General features: G+C 52.0%; 15 protein-coding genes. 12 read left to right on the top strand and 3 right to left on the bottom strand.

What is annotated here, in order from left to right; translation table 11 throughout:
* Positions 1-70: 70 nt before the first annotated feature.
* Positions 71-1,273: an acetate kinase gene (ackA, locus tag OGY06_RS10090; RefSeq protein ID WP_003834770.1), complete on the bottom strand. Its 1,203-nt coding sequence runs from the start codon at positions 1,271-1,273 to the stop codon at positions 71-73.
* Between the two features lie 339 nt (positions 1,274-1,612).
* On the opposite strand from ackA, the gene yfbV reads away from it, so the two are divergent.
* The 4 genes from yfbV to OGY06_RS10070 all read left to right on the top strand — a co-directional run bounded on the left by yfbV (position 1,613) and on the right by OGY06_RS10070 (position 5,226).
* On the top strand, positions 1,613-2,068 hold the full coding sequence (gene yfbV / locus OGY06_RS10085) for a terminus macrodomain insulation protein YfbV (protein WP_003028087.1): 456 nt from the start codon (positions 1,613-1,615) through the stop codon (positions 2,066-2,068).
* Between the two features lie 83 nt (positions 2,069-2,151).
* A complete protein-coding gene (locus OGY06_RS10080) occupies positions 2,152-2,646 on the top strand; it encodes a YfbU family protein (protein ID WP_125112635.1) in 495 nt (164 codons plus the stop codon).
* Complete coding sequence (locus tag OGY06_RS10075) at positions 2,639-3,316, top strand: sugar phosphatase (protein ID WP_008785348.1); 678 nt, start codon at positions 2,639-2,641, stop codon at positions 3,314-3,316. Before OGY06_RS10080 ends, OGY06_RS10075 begins: the two co-directional genes overlap by 8 nt.
* Before the next feature lie 77 nt (positions 3,317-3,393).
* A complete protein-coding gene (locus OGY06_RS10070; protein ID WP_149335115.1) occupies positions 3,394-5,226 on the top strand; it encodes an SLC13 family permease in 1,833 nt (610 codons plus the stop codon).
* A gap of 63 nt (positions 5,227-5,289) precedes the next feature.
* Here OGY06_RS10070 and yfbR read toward each other — a convergent pair whose 3' ends face one another.
* Together yfbR and alaA are read right to left on the bottom strand one after the other, a co-directional pair.
* Positions 5,290-5,889, bottom strand: a complete 600-nt coding sequence (gene yfbR, locus OGY06_RS10065) for a 5'-deoxynucleotidase (RefSeq protein ID WP_003028083.1) — start codon at positions 5,887-5,889, stop codon at positions 5,290-5,292.
* A gap of 83 nt (positions 5,890-5,972) precedes the next feature.
* Positions 5,973-7,190, bottom strand: coding sequence for an alanine transaminase AlaA (gene alaA / locus OGY06_RS10060; RefSeq protein ID WP_003028082.1), 1,218 nt, complete (start codon positions 7,188-7,190; stop codon positions 5,973-5,975).
* Between the two features lie 927 nt (positions 7,191-8,117).
* Between alaA and lrhA the strand changes: the two genes are divergently transcribed.
* The 8 genes from lrhA (at position 8,118) to nuoH (ending at position 18,311) form a co-directional block, all read left to right on the top strand.
* Positions 8,118-9,056, top strand: a complete 939-nt coding sequence (lrhA, locus tag OGY06_RS10055) for a transcriptional regulator LrhA (protein ID WP_286605255.1) — start codon at positions 8,118-8,120, stop codon at positions 9,054-9,056.
* A 627-nt stretch (positions 9,057-9,683) separates the two neighbouring features.
* Entirely contained in the window at positions 9,684-10,127 is a 444-nt protein-coding gene (gene nuoA / locus OGY06_RS10050) for an NADH-quinone oxidoreductase subunit NuoA (protein ID WP_003028077.1), read from the top strand.
* Between the two features lie 15 nt (positions 10,128-10,142).
* Positions 10,143-10,805: an NADH-quinone oxidoreductase subunit NuoB gene (gene nuoB / locus OGY06_RS10045; protein ID WP_003028075.1), complete on the top strand. Its 663-nt coding sequence runs from the start codon at positions 10,143-10,145 to the stop codon at positions 10,803-10,805.
* An 85-nt stretch (positions 10,806-10,890) separates the two neighbouring features.
* Positions 10,891-12,693 (top strand): NADH-quinone oxidoreductase subunit C/D, encoded by a 1,803-nt coding sequence (gene nuoC, locus OGY06_RS10040; protein WP_003834757.1) that lies wholly within the window; start codon positions 10,891-10,893, stop codon positions 12,691-12,693.
* A 2-nt stretch (positions 12,694-12,695) separates the two neighbouring features.
* On the top strand, positions 12,696-13,196 hold the full coding sequence (gene nuoE, locus OGY06_RS10035) for an NADH-quinone oxidoreductase subunit NuoE (RefSeq protein WP_003028069.1): 501 nt from the start codon (positions 12,696-12,698) through the stop codon (positions 13,194-13,196).
* On the top strand, positions 13,193-14,530 hold the full coding sequence (gene nuoF / locus OGY06_RS10030; RefSeq protein ID WP_003834753.1) for an NADH-quinone oxidoreductase subunit NuoF: 1,338 nt from the start codon (positions 13,193-13,195) through the stop codon (positions 14,528-14,530). The genes nuoE and nuoF overlap by 4 nt, the downstream gene beginning before the upstream one ends.
* 80 nt (positions 14,531-14,610) lie before the next feature.
* Positions 14,611-17,337 carry an NADH-quinone oxidoreductase subunit NuoG gene (gene nuoG / locus OGY06_RS10025; RefSeq protein ID WP_126317644.1) on the top strand — a complete coding sequence of 909 codons (2,727 nt, stop codon included), beginning with the start codon at positions 14,611-14,613 and terminating at the stop codon, positions 17,335-17,337.
* A complete protein-coding gene (gene nuoH / locus OGY06_RS10020; protein ID WP_003028063.1) occupies positions 17,334-18,311 on the top strand; it encodes an NADH-quinone oxidoreductase subunit NuoH in 978 nt (325 codons plus the stop codon). The genes nuoG and nuoH overlap by 4 nt, the downstream gene beginning before the upstream one ends.
* Positions 18,312-18,324: the final 13 nt, after the last annotated feature.

Here is an 18,324-nt window from a genome sequence, read left to right as displayed (position 1 = left end):
ATCCTCTTTCGTTACCGCCAATTTAGACGGGTTACAAAACAGCACCGCCAGCTAGGCTGGCGGTGTGAAATCAGGCAGTCAGGCGGCTCGCGTCTTGCGCGATAACCAGTTCTTCGTTGGTTGGGATAACCAGCGCAGGACGGGTACCTTCTTTGTTGATGAAACCAGATTTGCCGAAACGTGCGGCCAGGTTACGTTCGTGGTCAACTTCAAAGCCCAGAACGCCCAGTTTGCCCAGAGACAGTTCACGAACCATCGCTGCGTTTTCACCGATACCACCGGTGAAGACAACTGCATCCAGACGACCATCCATCAGCGCAGTGTAAGAACCGATGTATTTCGCCAGACGGTGGCAGTAAACGTCCATTGCACGTTTAGCGTCTTCTTTAGTAGCGTAGTTATCTTCAACATAACGGCAGTCGCTGGTGACTTCGGTCAGACCCAGCAGGCCGGACTCTTTGGTCAGCATTTTGTTGATCTGGTCAACGCTCATGCCCAGGGTATCGTGCAGGTGGAAGATGATCGCCGGGTCGATGTCACCGGAACGTGTACCCATCACCAGACCTTCCAGTGGGGTCAGACCCATGGAGGTATCAACACATTTACCGTTACGGATAGCAGATACAGAACCGCCGTTGCCCAGGTGGCAAGTGATGATGTTCAGCTCTTCAACCGGTTTGTTCAGTACTTTTGCCGCTTCCTGAGTGACGAAGAAGTGGCTGGTACCGTGTGCGCCGTAACGACGAACGCCGTGTTCTTTGTAGAGGCTGTACGGCAGAGCATAGAGGTAAGACTCTTCCGGCATAGTCTGATGGAACGCGGTGTCGAATACAGCCACGTTTTTGTCTTTCAGATTAGGGAAGGATTTCAGCGCTTCTGCGATACCGATCAGGTGAGCCGGGTTATGCAGCGGTGCGAAAGAGGCAGAATCTTTGATGCCCTGAATAACAGAATCATCGATAACCACGGAGCTGGTGTACTTCTCGCCGCCGTGTACGATACGGTGACCAATAGCGGTCAATTGCGCAGACAATTCTGGTTTTTGTGCCAGAATAGTGTTAACGATAAAGTTCAGCGCTTCACTGTGAGCGGCGCCTGCACCTAAAGCCGCTTCTTGTTTACCGCCGTCCATTTTCCACTTGATACGTGCTTCTGGGAGATGGAAACATTCGGCTAAACCAGAGAGGTATTCTTCACCGTTTACTGCATCGATGATGGCAAATTTCAGTGAGGAGCTACCGCAGTTCAGAACCAGTACTAACTTACTCGACATGGAAGTACCTATTTATGATACGTGGCTAAAAAAACGTCAGGGAGTCATAGAGCGTAGCGCATGATGACACCGACGTTTATGATTAACATCATGCGCCATAGTCTTTTTGGGCACGATGGAATAAATACCTTTGAGTCTATGTCATTTTGCGTATTTTTCAGGCAATGGCATAATGTATGCCAATTTGACGACTCAATGATTTTGGACTACAGGCCTTACAGGCCGGCACAGGATACCTGAATGTGGGTATCAAAGACAAAATGTTTTGAACGATGTCCCTTGTAGTTGTTTTTTTGCACAAATTTTTTAATTTTTATATGTGAAGTTGAGGTAACCGCCATGTCGACACCGGATAATCGCTCCGTCAATTTTTTTAGCTTGTTTCGCCGGGGGCAGCACTATGCAAAGACGTGGCCAATGGAAAAGCGCCTTGCGCCCGTGTTTGTTGAGAACCGCGTGATCCGCATGACGCGTTACGCGATCCGTTTTATGCCGCCTATCGCCGTCTTCACCTTATGTTGGCAAATTGCGTTAGGGGGGCAGTTGGGCCCGGCCGTGGCGACTGCGCTGTTTGCGCTTAGCCTGCCGATGCAGGGGATGTGGTGGCTGGGAAAACGTTCTGTAACGCCGCTGCCGCCTTCAATTCTCAATTGGTTCTACGAAGTTCGGGGTAAATTGCAAGAAGCTGGGCAGGCGCTCTCTCCGGTAGAAGGAAAGCCGGATTACCAGGCGCTGGCTGACACGCTTAAGCGCGCCTTCAAACAACTGGATAAAACTTTCCTTGATGATTTGTAATTGACCCCTGATTACGCATATAAAAGAAGGCACATGATGCCTTCTTTTTTTTCATCGCAGTAGTAGTGATACAGGAGTCCCAAATGGAAATGACCAACGCTCAACGTCTGATTTTGTCGAATCAGTACAAAATGATGACTATGCTCGATCCAACTAACGCCGAGCGTTATCGTCGTTTGCAGACGATTATTGAACGCGGTTACGGCTTGCAGATGCGTGAGCTGGATCGTGAGTTTGGTGAGCTGACGGAAGAAACCTGTCGTACGATTATCGATATTATGGAGATGTATCACGCATTACATGTGTCCTGGACTAATCTTAAGGATGCACAGGCTATTGATGAGCGTCGCGTGACCTTCCTCGGTTTTGACGCTGCAACGGAAGCCCGTTTCCTCGGGTATGTTCGTTTTATGGTCAATGTGGAAGGTCGTTACACCCACTTTGATGCGGGTACGCATGGCTTCAACGCCCAGACCCCAATGTGGGAAAAATATCAGCGTATGCTGAATGTTTGGCACTCTTGCCCGCGTCAGTATCACCTGAGCTCGAATGAAATTAACCAAATCATTAATGCCTGAGGGGGCGAGCGTGCAGTGCAAAGGTTTTCTGTTTGATCTGGATGGAACGCTGGTCGATTCCTTACCCGCAGTAGAGCGTGCGTGGTGCAACTGGGCCGATCGCTTCGGCCTCGATCACGCCGAGGTACTCGGCTTTATTCATGGTAAGCAGGCCATTACCTCCCTGCGACACTTTATGGTGGGCAAGTCTGAGGCAGAGATCGCCGCGGAATTTACCCGTCTGGAGCAGATCGAAGCGACGGAAACTGCCGGGATCACCGCGCTGCCGGGGGCTGTTGATTTACTCAACCATCTCAATAAAGCGGGTATTCCATGGGCGATTGTGACCTCCGGCTCCATGCCGGTCGCACGGGCGCGCCATCGTGTTGCTGGGCTTCCTGCTCCTGAAGTGTTTGTCACCGCCGAGCGGGTAAAGAGAGGGAAACCAGAACCAGACGCGTATCTGTTAGGCGCTCAGCTTCTGGGCCTGGCACCGCAGGAATGTGCAGTGGTGGAAGATGCCCCCGCAGGGGTGCTCTCAGGACTGGCGGCTGGGTGCCATGTCATCGCGGTTAACGCGCCAGCGGATACGCCGCGTCTGGACGAGGTGGATTTTTCGCTGACCAGTCTGGAACATATTTCTGTGACCAAACAACCCAACGGAAATGTGGTCGTTATAAGAAATACCTGATCATGATTTAGCCCCAGATTGTTGGGGCTTTTTTATGGCAGAATCAGTCCATCCCTCTCATTTAACAAGGATATGTTGTGAACGGTGAATTGATATGGGTTCTCTCATTGCTGGCGATTGCCGTCGTCTTGTTTGCAACTGGCAGAGTGCGTATGGACGCGGTCGCTTTGCTGGTCATTATTGCCTTTGTTCTGAGCGGAACATTGAGCATCACAGAGGCTTTTTCCGGGTTCAGCGATCCTAACGTTATTTTGATAGCGGCTTTATTCATTATCGGCGACGGCCTGGTGCGTACCGGGGTGGCGACGGTAATGGGCGCCTGGCTGGTGAAGGTGGCTGGCAGCAGTGAAGTGAAAATGCTGGTGTTGCTGATGATAACCGTAGCCGGACTCGGCGCCTTCATGAGTTCGACCGGTGTGGTCGCCATCTTTATTCCGGTTGTCTTAAGCGTTTCCATGCGCATGCAAATCTCCCCCTCACGCCTGATGATGCCATTGAGCTTTGCCGGATTGATAAGCGGCATGATGACGCTGGTGGCAACGCCGCCGAACCTGGTCGTCAACAGTGAATTGTTACGTGAAGGACTTAACGGTTTTAGCTTTTTTAGCGTAACCCCACTGGGGCTGGTGGTGTTGGTTCTCGGCATAATTTATATGCTGGTGATGCGTTTTATGCTGAAAGGCGAAGACTCCGGGCAGCCGGGAGACGGCTGGAAGCGCCGGACCTTTCGCGACCTGATTAAAGAATATCGCCTGACAGGACGTGCTCGTCGCCTGGCGATTCGCCCGGGTTCTCCCATGATTGGGCAACGTCTGGATGACCTGAAATTGCGTGAGCGCTACGGGGCAAACGTGATTGGTGTTGAACGCTGGCGGCGTTTTCGCCGCGTGATTGTTGATGTTAACGGGGTTTCTGAGTTCCGTGCCCGTGACGTATTGCTGATCGATATGTCAGCGGCCGACGTTGACCTGCGTGAATTTTGCAGCGAGCAACTGTTGGAGCCAATGGTGCTGCGCGGCGAATACTTCTCTGAGCAGGCGCTTGATGTGGGTATGGCCGAGATTTCATTGATCCCTGAATCGGAACTGATCGGCAAAACGGTACGGGAAATCGCCTTTCGCACACGTTATGGTCTGAATGTCGTCGGACTGAAGCGTGATGGTGCGGCGCTGGACCGGGCGGTCGTCAATGAGCCGCTGCTGATGGGCGATATTATTCTGGTGGTGGGTAACTGGAAACTCATCACTTTGTTGGGGCAAAAAGGGCGCGATTTCGTGGTGCTGAATATGCCCGTGGAAGTTAGTGAAGCCTCCCCGGCGCACAGCCAGGCGCCGCATGCGATTTTCTGTCTGGTGCTGATGGTTGCGTTAATGCTCACCGATGAAATTCCTAATACGGTTGCCGCGATTATCGCCTGTTTGCTGATGGGAAAATTCCGCTGCATCGATGCCGAAAGCGCCTATAAAGCCATTCACTGGCCAAGTATTATTTTGATTGTCGGAATGATGCCCTTTGCGCTGGCATTACAGAAAACGGGCGGTGTTGATCTGGTGGTTAAAGGGCTAATGGACGTTGGTGGAGGGTACGGCCCGTATATGATGCTGGGCTGCCTGTTTGTGCTGTGCGCGACCATTGGGTTATTTATCTCTAACACTGCGACGGCGGTACTGATGGCGCCGATTGCGCTGGCGGCAGCAAAGTCGATGGGCGTTTCGCCATATCCTTTTGCGATGGTGATTGCGATGGCGGCTTCCGCAGCCTTTATGACGCCAGTTTCTTCACCGGTAAACACACTGGTGCTCGGGCCGGGTAACTACAGCTTTAGCGATTTCGTAAAAATTGGCGTGCCGTTTACCATCATTGTGATGGTGGTGTGCGTGGTGATGATCCCGATGCTGTTTCCGTTTTGATTTTTATGTGCCGGATGGCGGCTAACGCCTTATCCGGCCTACAAAGGTAACGTTGTCGCAAACTTACAATGGAGAATCCTGACTGATTTCATCTAATGAGAGGTGAAAACTCGGGACGAACACGTCCATAAAGTAGTCCATCTCTTCGCTTCGTCGTGACTCCAGCGTTTTTTCCAGACGTGTTTTCGCCAGCAGAAATTCGTTGTTACCGGCGGAGAGTTCTTCCAGGCATTTCAGATACGCGCACAGGGCATCGGCCTGTTTAACAATCGACCTCTCTTCTTCGCTTAAGGCATGTTCATCAATGAGTGGCGCAAAAATATCGCGCAGCTCATCAGGAACCATATCGACCAGTTTTTGTTGGGCAATTTTCTCTATCGCTTTATATTCCTGAGCAATCTGCGAGTTAAAATATTTCACTGGGGTAGGGAGATCGCCGGTTAACACCTCTGACGCATCGTGATACATCGCCAGCAGGGCAATACGCTCAGCATTAACCTGACCACCAAATTTACGGTTTTTAATTGCGGCCAGCGCATGGGCAACCATGGCAACCTGCAGACTGTGTTCGGACACGTTTTCGGTGCGCACGTTGCGCATCAGCGGCCAGCGGTTAATGAGTTTCAGACGGGAGAGGTGGGCAAAAAAATGGCTCTGCTTCATAACGACCCTTACTCAGTGACTTCAGTAACGGTATTTTGCGCAGAGAGTGCTACCGGATGCAAACCCGGCAGCACTTTGCGTGGTTACAGCTGGCGATACCCTGACAGGAAACGCTCAAATTTACTCAGCGACATTTCGATATCGTCAATACGCGGTAGCGTGACGATGCGGAAATGATCCGGCCACGGCCAGTTGAATGCCGTCCCCTGGACCAGCAGTACTTTTTCCTGCAACAGGAAGTCGAGTACCATCTTCTGGTCGTCATGAATATTGAAGCGTTTAGCATCAATTTTCGGGAACATATACAGCGCACCGCGCGGTTTTACGCAAGAGACGCCGGGGATGTCATTAAGCAGTTCCCAGGCGCGGTTACGTTGCTCATACAGACGTCCGCCAGGCATGATGAATTCGCTGATGCTCTGATATCCACCCAGTGCGGTTTGAATGGCATGTTGTGCCGGAACGTTGGCACACAGGCGCATAGAAGCCAGCATCTCAAGGCCTTCGATATACCCTTTGGCATGTTTCTTCGGTCCGTTCAGTACCATCCAGCCCTGGCGGAAACCGGCAACACGATAGGTTTTTGACAGGCCGTTAAAGGTAATAGTCAGCAGGTCAGGGGCCATTGCCGCAATTGAGTGGTGCTCGGCGTCATCGTAAAGAATTTTGTCGTAAATCTCGTCCGCAAAGATGATGAGATTGTTTTGGCGGGCAATCTCAACAATCTCCATCAGCAGCTCTTTAGAATACACCGCGCCAGTAGGGTTGTTTGGGTTGATGATGACGATCCCACGGGTACGCGGCGTAATTTTGGCGCGGATATCATCCAGGTCCGGGAACCAGTCTGACGATTCGTCACACAGGTAGTGCACGGCATTACCACCAGAGAGCGAAACCGCCGCCGTCCACAGTGGATAATCAGGTGCAGGAACCAGCATTTCGTCCCCACTGTTTAGCAATGCCTGCATGGCCTGCACAATCAATTCAGATACGCCGTTACCGATATAAATATCTTCCACGGTTACGTCGCGCATCCCACGGGCCTGGTAATGCTGCATGATTGCTTTGCGGGCTGAATAAAGGCCTTTGGAATCGCAATATCCTTGCGCAGTTGGCAAATTGCGGATCACATCCACCAAAATTTCATCTGGCGCTTCAAACCCGAAAGGCGCAGGGTTGCCGATGTTCAGTTTCAGAACTTTGTTGCCTTCTTCTTCCAGGCGCTTTGCTTCCTTCAGAACCGGGCCGCGAATGTCATAACAGACGTTTTCTAATTTGCTGGATTTTTCAATGGGGGACATGAACGTTGACCTTTTTAGCTGTGAATGCCACTCCCTGCCGTGGAAGTCAGCCCAGCACAATGTACTCCCACGACGGTGAGTTTTGAAGGGTCTCTAGTAGAAGATTTTGGAAAGCAGGAGGGTTATAATTCACTGTTAATAACTAAATAATATGATTTTTGTAGAGTAATAATCTGGGTTGTTGTGTTTTTAGTGGTTTATATTTTGCTTTGTTAGTGTTGGTATGGTGATTTGTCTGGCCTAAAAAAGTTAGGCCTGTAAAGAAAAAGGTAGCCGAGATCTCAGCTGAATGGCGTATTTCGAAAATACTGAGGTTTTGCCTGCGAAATCTGTTATCGGTCTGATCCCTGCGTGATGCGGTGTGAATCCATTGTTAAGCATAATTAATGAATTGAGAGATTCTTAATTAATTATTATTTATTATTTAAACGACATCAAATTGAGTGGGCCAATAATACGAAAACCGTTGCACTGACATAACACCAATTTGCCCGGAATTATTCGCGATAACACTTATAAATATAGTGGTTTTAGGTTAAGATAACTCCTATGAAATGGTGTGTAGTACGAATTTTACGATAATTCAAATGTTTGTTGGTTGTTCCTAACATCCTGAAAAGTTAGTTTTTAATGTGTAAATTATTGTTCGTTAACTATTTTTTAAATTTACAAAATTTACATGTTTCCCATTAGTCAGAATCATCCAGCAGCTAAAAATACGGCTCTTTCTCGTTGCTATATTCCGATGAATATCACGGGTATTAAAATAGCTCAGAAAGAGAATTGTTTCGTTTGTTAAACCAAATACATCCTTATTTTCACTTGGTTACACTAAGCGAAACTGAAGGGAGGCACATTACAAATGGAGTTGTTTGATTCTGAATGCACAGCATTAACCCGGTATGACCCGCGAGTAAGTGAAAAACTATGATAAATGCAAATCGTCCGATAATTAACCTCGACCTCGATCTGCTGAGAACCTTTGTTGCTGTTGCCGACCTGAATACCTTTGCGGCTGCGGCAGCTGCGGTATGTCGAACTCAGTCTGCGGTAAGTCAGCAAATGCAGCGTCTTGAACAACTTGTGGGGAAAGAGTTGTTCGCGCGCCATGGACGCAACAAACTGCTGACCGAACATGGTATCCAGTTGTTGGGTTACGCCAGGAAAATACTGCGATTTAATGATGAGGCATGCTCATCATTGATGTTTAACAATCTTCAGGGGGTGTTAACTATCGGTGCTTCTGATGAATCCGCCGATACCATACTCCCTTTTCTGCTTAACCGTATAAGTTCGGTTTATCCGAAACTTGCACTGGATGTAAGAGTGAAACGCAATGCCTACATGGTGGAGATGCTTAAGTCGCAAGAAGTGGATTTAGTGGTCACCACTAACCGACCTGGCGATTTTGAGTGCCTGAATTTGCGGACTTCACCGACGCACTGGTATTGCGCAGCCGAATATATCCTGCAAAAAGGGGAACCGGTGCCGTTAGTTCTGCTGGACGATCCCAGCCCGTTTCGCGATATCGTGCTGGCGACGTTGAATGCAGCACAGATCCCGTGGCGTCTGGCCTATGTCGCTTCAACATTGCCTGCGGTCCGCGCGGCGGTAAAAGCAGGGCTGGGCGTTACTGCCCGTCCTGTCGAAATGATGAGCCCTGATTTACGCGTACTGGGTGCGGCAGACGGATTGCCACCTCTGCCTGATACCGAGTATCTGCTGTGCAGCGATCCGGCCACGCAAAATGAATTAGCTCAGGTTATCTTTAAGTCGATGCAGACATATCAAAATCCTTGGCAATACAATCAGTTTACCCCTGAAGGGGGAAATGACTCGCTGATTGTTGAAGGCGACTTTGAGTAAAGCGTCACAAAAAAACGTTTTAAAATGTAAGTGTAAAAAAGAGCCACTGATGATGAAAAAACATCCAGCGGCTCTTTTTTTATGCAAATATTACTGCTTTCTGTTCATTCATATACTAAAACTTAACAAAATCAGCAGGTAAAAAAACTGACTGACAATAGGATGAAAAATAATCAGCTGAGTTGTTAAATGTTTCCATGTTAAAAAACTAGAGAAATTGTTGCTGTTTTTTATGGTGAATTAACAAAAGCGTGTCACAGATCAAGAAAATACTCCCATTTAGGGGGAGGCATCTGGGTGAATTCCTGTCAAAATAGACGTGTATTATCTTTTTTACTTCACTACGGACACGATTCAACAACATTAAAAATGACCGATGATGCAATCGAAATAGGTCTAAAGAGCACTTTATGTTAATGAAGTTGGAACAGTGTAAAATAATGTGAGGAAACTTTTGTTAAAGTTGACAAAAGGTTATAGAAAGGAGTAAAAAACCCCATCAATTAGCTGTATAAAATGATTTTTCACAGTGATTGTAAGGTTTTTTTTATTCCTCCCCATGAATCGATGTGGCGTTCATCTGCCGAAAAGAGCAGAGAATTTGGCGCTACTTTTGATGAGTAAGCAATGAGTATGTCAACATCCACTGAAATCATCGCTCATCACTGGGCATTCGCTATCTTTCTTATCGTTGCCATTGGCCTGTGCTGCCTGATGCTCGTCGGCGGCTGGTTTTTAGGGGGTCGCGCACGCGCGAGATCTAAAAACGTGCCGTTTGAATCAGGTATCGACTCGGTCGGCACCGCCCGCCTGCGCCTGTCTGCCAAGTTTTATCTGGTAGCCATGTTCTTCGTTATCTTCGACGTTGAAGCGCTGTATCTGTTCGCATGGTCAACTTCTATCCGTGAAAGCGGCTGGATTGGCTTTGTGGAAGCTGCAATTTTTATTTTTGTGTTACTGGCAGGTCTGGTTTATCTGGTGCGTATTGGCGCGCTGGACTGGACGCCCGCGCGTTCACGCCGCGAGCGTATGAACCCGGAAACGAACAGTATCGCTAATCGTCAACGCTAACCGCGAGGCATTAAGATGGATTATACGCTCACCCGCATAGATCCTAACGGTGAGAACGACCGTTACCCCCTGCAAAAACAGGAGATCGTAACCGACCCCCTGGAACAAGAAGTTAACAAAAACGTGTTCATGGGCAAACTGCATGACATGGTTAACTGGGGCCGTAAAAACTCAATTTGGCCATATAACTTTGGCCTTTCCTGCTGCTACGTTGAGATGGTGACCTCGTTTACCGCCGTGCACGATGTGGCCCGTTTTGGTGCGGAAGTACTGCGTGCATCGCCGCGTCAGGCTGACCTGATGGTCGTAGCCGGAACCTGCTTTACCAAAATGGCGCCAGTTATTCAGCGCCTCTACGATCAGATGCTGGAACCGAAATGGGTTATTTCCATGGGCGCATGCGCCAACTCCGGCGGTATGTACGACATCTATTCTGTAGTGCAGGGCGTTGATAAATTTATTCCGGTCGATGTGTACATCCCGGGATGTCCGCCGCGCCCAGAAGCGTATATGCAGGCTCTGATGCTGCTGCAAGATTCCATTGGCAAAGAACGCCGTCCGCTCTCCTGGGTGGTTGGCGATCAGGGCGTTTATCGCGCCAATATGCAGTCAGAACGCGAGCGTAAACGCGGCGAACGTATTGCTGTAACGAATCTTCGTACACCAGACGAGATTTAATTTGCGCCTGTCGGCAGCAGCACTTCCTTCGCTTATCACTACATAAATAGCGCGAAGCACTGCCGACCACCACGGACCATTTGCAATGGTGAACAATATGACCGACTTAACCGCGCAAGACGCCGTATGGCAAACACGGGATCACCTTGATGACCCGGTCATTGGCGAACTGCGCAACCGTTTTGGGCCGGATGCCTTTACCGTTCAGGCGACTCGCACCGGGGTACCCGTTGTTTGGGTCAAGCGTGAACAATTACTGGAAGTTGGCGATTTCTTAAAGAGACTGCCGAAACCTTACGTCATGCTGTTTGACTTACACGGCATGGACGAACGTCTGCGTACGCACCGCGAAGGGTTACCTGCCGCGGATTTTTCCGTTTTCTATCACCTGATTTCCATTGAACGCAATCGCGATATCATGCTCAAGGTGGCTTTGTCTGAAAACGATCTGCGCGTACCGACCTTCACCAAACTGTTCCCGAACGCCAACTGGTACGAGCGTGAAACCTGGGAAATGTTTGGCATCGATATCGAAGGTCACCCGCACCTGACGCGTCTGCTGATGCCGCATACCTGGGAAGGTCACCCGCTGCGTAAAGACTACCCGGCGCGTGCGACCGAATTTGATCCGTTTGAGCTGACTAAAGCCAAACAGGATCTGGAAATGGAAGCGCTGACATTCAAACCTGAAGATTGGGGTATGAAGCGTAGTACCGAAAACGAGGACTTCATGTTCCTCAACCTCGGTCCTAACCACCCGTCTTCTCACGGTGCTTTCCGTATTGTGCTGCAGCTTGATGGCGAAGAAATCGTCGACTGCGTACCTGACATCGGCTACCACCACCGTGGCGCTGAAAAGATGGGTGAACGTCAGTCCTGGCACAGCTACATTCCGTACACCGACCGTATTGAGTACCTCGGCGGCTGCGTAAACGAAATGCCTTACGTACTGGCCGTTGAGAAGCTGGCTGGTATCACCACGCCGGATCGCGTCAACGTGATTCGCGTGATGTTGTCCGAACTGTTCCGTATCAACAGCCACCTGCTGTACATCTCCACGTTCATTCAGGACGTCGGCGCGATGACCCCGGTATTCTTCGCCTTTACCGACCGTCAGAAAATCTATGACGTGGTGGAAGCGATCACCGGTTTCCGTATGCACCCGGCCTGGTTCCGTATCGGCGGTGTGGCACACGATCTGCCGCGCGGTTGGGACAAGCTGCTGCGTGACTTCCTCGACTGGATGCCAAAACGTCTGGATTCTTACGAGAAAGCCGCACTGCGTAACACCATTCTGAAAGGCCGTTCGCAGGGCGTTGCCGCTTACGGTAAGAAAGAAGCGCTGGACTGGGGTTGTACCGGTGCTGCGCTGCGCGCGACCGGTATTGATTTCGACGTGCGTAAAGCGCGTCCGTACTCTGGCTACGAAAACTTTGACTTTGAAGTCCCGGTTGGCGGCGGCGTGTCCGACTGCTATACCCGCGTGATGCTGAAAGTTGAAGAGCTGCGCCAGAGTCTGCGCATCCTTGAGCAGTGCCTCAATAACATGCCGGAAGGCCCGTTCAAAGCGGATCACCCGCTGACGACGCCGCCGCCGAAAGAGCGCACGCTGCAACATATCGAAACCCTTATCACCCACTTCCTGCAGGTTTCGTGGGGTCCGGTTATGCCGGCAAACGAGTCCTTCCAGATGGTGGAAGCGACTAAGGGTATCAACAGTTACTACCTGACCAGCGATGGCAGCACCATGAGTTACCGTACCCGTATCCGCACCCCGAGCTATGCGCACCTGCAGCAGATCCCGGTAGCGGTACGTGGCAGCCTGGTGTCCGACTTAATCGTCCATCTGGGTAGTATCGATTTTGTTATGTCAGATGTGGACCGCTAATTATGCACGAGAATCAACAACCACAAACCGAGGCTTTTGAGCTGAGTGCGGCTGAGCGTGAAGCGATTGAGCACGAAAAGCACCACTACGAAGACCCGCGTGCGGCGTCCATTGAAGCGCTGAAAATCGTTCAGAAACAGCGTGGCTGGGTGCCGGATGGGGCGATCTACGCTATCGCTGATGTGCTGGGTATTCCGGCAAGCGATGTAGAAGGTGTTGCCACGTTCTACAGCCAGATCTTCCGCCAGCCGGTAGGTCGCCACGTGATCCGCTATTGCGACAGCGTGGTGTGCCATATCAACGGCTACCAGGGGATTCAGGCCGCGCTTGAGAAAAAACTCAACATCAAGCCGGGGCAGACGACCTTTGATGGTCGCTTTACGCTGCTGCCGACCTGTTGCCTGGGGAACTGCGATAAAGGGCCAAATATGATGATCGATGAGGATACTCACGCTCACCTGACCCCGGAAGGCATTCCCGAACTACTGGAGCGGTATAAATGAAAGACATTATCCGTACTCCCGAAACCCATCCGCTGACCTGGCGTCTGCGTGATGACAAACAGCCGGTCTGGCTGGACGAATACCGTAGCAAGAACGGCTACGAAGGTGCGCGTAAGGCCCTGACCGGGCTGTCACCGGACGAAATCGTTAATCAGGTAAAAGACGCTGGCCTGAAAGGGCGCGGCGGCGCGGGCTTTTCCACCGGTCTGAAGTGGAGCCTGATGCCGAAAGACGAATCCATGAACATCCGTTACCTGCTGTGTAACGCCGATGAAATGGAGCCGGGCACCTATAAAGACCGTCTGCTGATGGAACAGCTGCCGCACCTGCTGGTGGAAGGCATGCTGATTTCCGCGTTTGCGCTGAAAGCGTACCGTGGTTACATCTTCCTGCGCGGTGAATATATCGAAGCTGCCGTGCATCTGCGTCGCGCGATCGCCGAAGCGACCGAAGCCGGTCTGCTTGGTAAAAACATCATGGGCACTGGTTTCGACTTCGAACTGTTTGTCCACACCGGGGCAGGGCGTTACATCTGCGGTGAAGAAACCGCGCTGATCAACTCCCTCGAAGGTCGCCGTGCTAACCCACGTTCCAAGCCGCCGTTCCCGGCAAGCTCTGGCGCATGGGGCAAACCGACCTGCGTAAACAACGTCGAAACCCTGTGTAACGTACCGGCTATCCTCGCGAACGGCGTGGAGTGGTACCAGAACATTTCGAAGAGCAAAGACGCGGGCACCAAGCTGATGGGCTTCTCTGGTCGCGTGAAGAATCCTGGCCTGTGGGAACTGCCTTTCGGTACTACCGCGCGTGAGATCCTCGAAGATTACGCGGGTGGCATGCGCGATGGACTGAAGTTCAAAGCCTGGCAGCCTGGCGGCGCAGGGACTGACTTCCTGACCGAAGCACACCTCGATCTGCCGATGGAATTCGAAAGCATTGGTAAAGCAGGTAGCCGTCTGGGCACCGCGCTGGCCATGGCTGTCGATCACGAGATTGGCATGGTTCCTTTGGTGCGTAACCTCGAAGAGTTCTTTGCCCGCGAGTCTTGCGGCTGGTGTACGCCGTGCCGTGACGGTCTGCCGTGGAGTGTGAAAATTCTGCGCGCGCTGGAGCGTGGCGAAGGCCAGCCAGGGGATATCGAGACACTTGAGCAACTGTGTCGTTTCCTCGGCCCGGGTAAAACCTTCTGTGCACACGCACCGGGCGCAGTGGAACCGCTGCAGAGCGCCATTAAATATTTCCGCGAAGAATTCGAAGCTGGCATCAAGCAGTCCTTCAGCAATACCCATCAGATTGGTGGTATTCAGCCGAACCTGCTGAAAGAGCGCTGGTGATTACAGGGTTAGCCCTGTATCGCGATAAGAAATTCGATTAACGCTCGGTTACGACCGAGCCAACTGGAAGCATGCTGACTATGGCTACGATTCATGTAGACGGCAAAGAATATGAGGTCAACGGAGCGGACAACCTGCTGGAAGCTTGTCTGTCTCTCGGCCTTGATATTCCGTACTTTTGCTGGCACCCGGCGCTGGGAAGCGTCGGTGCTTGCCGCCAGTGTGCGGTGAAGCAATATCAAAACGCGGAAGACACGCGTGGTCGCCTGGTGATGTCTTGTATGACACCGGCCACCGAAGGCACCTTTATTTCTATTGATGACGAAGAAGCGAAACAGTTCCGCGAAAGCGTCGTGGAGTGGTTGATGACTAACCACCCGCACGACTGTCCGGTCTGTGAAGAGGGCGGCAACTGCCACCTGCAGGATATGACCGTCATGACCGGTCACAGCTTCCGTCGCTACCGCTTCACGAAGCGTACTCACCGTAACCAGGACCTGGGGCCGTTCATCTCTCACGAAATGAACCGCTGCATCGCCTGCTATCGCTGCGTACGTTACTACAAAGATTACGCCGATGGCGCGGATCTGGGCGTCTATGGCGCACATGACAACGTCTACTTCGGTCGCCCGGAAGACGGTACGCTCGAAAGCGAGTTCTCTGGTAACCTGGTAGAAATTTGCCCGACCGGCGTCTTCACTGATAAAACGCACTCCGAGCGTTATAACCGTAAATGGGACATGCAGTTTGCGCCGAGCATCTGCCAGCAGTGTTCCATCGGCTGTAACACCAGCCCGGGTGAACGCTACGGTGAACTGCGTCGTATCGAAAACCGTTATAACGGTACCGTTAACCACTACTTCCTCTGCGACCGTGGTCGTTTTGGCTATGGTTACGTGAACCTGAAAGACCGTCCACGTCAGCCGGTACAGCGTCGTGGCGATGACCTGATCACGCTGAACGCCGAGCAGGCGATGCAGGGCGCGGCAGATATTCTACGTCAGTCGAAGAAAGTAATTGGTATCGGCTCCCCGCGCGCCAGCGTTGAAAGTAACTTCGCGCTGCGTGAACTGGTGGGTGCGGATAACTTCTATACTGGTATCGCCCAGGGCGAGCAGGAACGTTTGCAACTGGCACTGAGCGTGCTGCGTGACGGCGGGATTCATACTCCGGCACTGCGCGAAATTGAATCTTATGATGCGGTTCTGGTGCTGGGCGAAGATGTCACCCAGACCGGCGCACGCGTTGCGCTGGCAGTGCGTCAGGCGGTGAAAGGTAAAGCGCGTGAAATGGCGGCGGCACAGAAAGTGGCTGACTGGCAGATCGCAGCAATCCTTAACATCGGCCAGCGTGCTAAGCACCCGCTGTTCGTTACCAACGTCGATAACACCCGTCTGGATGACATCGCCGCATGGACCTATCGTGCACCGGTTGAAGATCAGGCGCGTTTAGGTTTCGCTATCGCTCATGCGCTGGATAACAATGCTCCGGCGGTTGACGGTATCGACCGTGACCTGCAGAACAAAATTGACGTTATCGTTCAGGCACTGGCCGGGGCGAAGAAACCACTGATTATTTCCGGCACCAACGCTGGTAGCGCCGAAGTGATTCAGGCGGCTGCCAACGTGGCGAAGGCGCTGAAAGGCCGTGGCGCAGACGTTGGCATCACCATGATTGCTCGCTCTGTTAACAGCATGGGCCTGGGTATGATTGGCGGTGGTTCCCTTGACGATGCGCTGACCGAGCTGGAAACAGGTCGTGCTGACGCCGTTGTGGTGCTGGAGAATGACCTGCATCGCCATGCTTCAGCAACGCGTGTGAACGCTGCGCTGGCGAAAGCACCTCTGGTACTGGTCATTGACCATCAGCGTACGGCAATTATGGAAAACGCTCATCTGGTGCTTTCCGCCGCAAGCTTCGCCGAAAGCGATGGTACGGTGATTAACAACGAAGGCCGCGCCCAGCGTTTCTTCCAGGTTTATGATCCGTCCTACTACGACAGTAACACTATCATGCTGGAAAGCTGGCGCTGGCTGCATTCGCTGCACAGCACCGTGCAGAGCCGTGAAGTGGACTGGACGCAGCTCGACCACGTTATCGATGCGGTCGTTGAGAAGCTGCCGCAACTGGCGGGTATCAAAGATGCCGCGCCGGACGCAACCTTCCGTATCCGTGGACAGAAACTGGCACGTGAACCGCACCGCTACAGCGGTCGTACCGCAATGCGCGCCAACATCAGCGTACACGAACCGCGCCAGCCGCAGGACAAAGACACCATGTTCGCCTTCTCTATGGAAGGGAACAACCAACCGTCTGCGCCGCGTTCACAAATTCCGTTTGCCTGGGCTCCAGGCTGGAACTCCCCACAGGCGTGGAACAAGTTCCAGGATGAAGTGGGCGGTAAACTGCGTCATGGCGATCCGGGTGTGCGCCTGATCGAAGCTTCTGCGGATGGTCTGGATTACTTCACTACCGTTCCGGCGAGCTTCCAGGCTCAGGATGGTCAGTGGCGTATCGCGCCGTACTACCATCTGTTTGGCAGCGACGAAATGTCCCAGCGTGCGCCGGTCTTCCAGACCCGTATGCCGCAGCCGTACATCAAACTCAACCCGGCTGATGCCGCGAAGTTGGGTGTTAATGCCGGTACGCGCGTTTCTTTCAGCTACGATGGCAACACGGTTACATTGCCGGTTGAAATAGCCGAAGGATTAACGGCAGGGCAGGTTGGTTTGCCGATGGGTATGCCTGGCATCGCGCCGGTTTTGGCTGGTGCGCGTCTTGAGGATCTGCAGGAGGCACAACAATGAGTTGGATTACACCCGATCTGATTGAGATCCTGCTGAGCATTCTCAAAGCGGTCGTGATCCTGCTGGTGGTGGTCACCTGCGGGGCATTCATGAGCTTTGGCGAACGTCGTCTGCTGGGTCTGTTCCAGAACCGTTACGGACCGAACCGTGTTGGCTGGGGCGGTTCGCTCCAGCTGGTTGCGGACATGATCAAGATGTTCTTTAAAGAAGACTGGATCCCGAAATTCTCGGATCGCGTCATCTTTACCCTGGCACCGATGATCGCCTTCACCTCGCTGCTGCTGGCTTTCGCCATCGTGCCGGTGAGTCCGAACTGGGTGGTTGCTGACCTGAACATCGGGATCCTGTTCTTCCTGATGATGGCGGGCCTCGCGGTATACGCGGTACTGTTCGCCGGCTGGTCCAGTAACAACAAATACTCTTTGCTCGGTGCGATGCGTGCGTCTGCGCAGACGCTGAGCTATGAAGTGTTCCTCGGACTTTCCCTGATGGGCGTGGTGGCGCAGGCCGGTTCATTTAACATGACCGACATCGTCAACAACCAGGCTGATATCTGGAACGTTATTCCGCAGTTCTTTGGTTTTGTCACCTTTGCCATCGCGGGCGTGGCGGTGTGCCACCGTCACCCGTTTGACCAGCCAGAAGCCGAGCAAGAACTGGCCGACGGTTACCACATTGAATATTCCGGTATGAAATTCGGTCTGTTCTTCGTGGGTGAGTACATCGGTATCGTCACCATTTCTGCACTGATGGTTACCCTGTTCTTCGGTGGCTGGCATGGCCCGTTTTTACCGCCATTCGTCTGGTTCGCGCTGAAAACCGCGTTCTTCATGATGATGTTCATTTTGATTCGTGCGTCGTTACCGCGTCCTCGTTATGACCAGGTAATGTCCTTCGGCTGGAAAGTCTGTCTGCCGCTGACGCTCGTCAACTTGCTGGTAACGGCGGCTGTCATTCTCTGGCAGGCGCAATAAGGGACACAAAGAC

Source organism: Citrobacter sp. Cpo147, from assembly GCF_030332405.1.
Lineage (GTDB): Bacteria > Pseudomonadota > Gammaproteobacteria > Enterobacterales > Enterobacteriaceae > Citrobacter > Citrobacter portucalensis.
Note: the sequence above shows the minus strand (reverse complement) of the source record. Positions and strands in the feature narration are given on the sequence as shown.